The organism is Sulfitobacter sp. HI0040 (assembly GCF_001634885.1).
Classification (GTDB): domain Bacteria; phylum Pseudomonadota; class Alphaproteobacteria; order Rhodobacterales; family Rhodobacteraceae; genus Sulfitobacter.
The window spans coordinates 1-233 of the sequence record NZ_LWEX01000313.1 but is presented as its reverse complement, the minus strand read 5'-3'; the positions used below and the strand labels follow the sequence as shown (position 1 = coordinate 233).

The following is a 233-nucleotide window of genomic DNA, read 5'->3' as shown; positions in this document are numbered from 1 at the left end:
CGCGGGCCTTTGGTGCTGACGGAATCATCGGACTTGGCGGCGGCAGTTCACTGGACACGGCCAAGGTCATCGCAGCGGCGGTAGCCAACGATCAACCGATTACGGACATGATCGGGATCAATCAGGTCACCGATAAACGCTTGCCACTGATCCAGGTGCCAACCACGGCAGGGACCGGATCAGAGGTAACATGGGTGTCCGTGCTGACTTCGGAAAGCCACGAAAAAAAAGCG

The 233-nt window shown here is 57.9% G+C and carries 1 protein-coding gene; it reads left to right on the top strand.

The genetic code is table 11. From position 1 onward, the window contains the following. Positions 1 to 233, top strand: a 233-nt coding sequence (locus A3728_RS14335) for an iron-containing alcohol dehydrogenase (RefSeq protein ID WP_150120820.1), incomplete at both ends; no start/stop codon positions are given.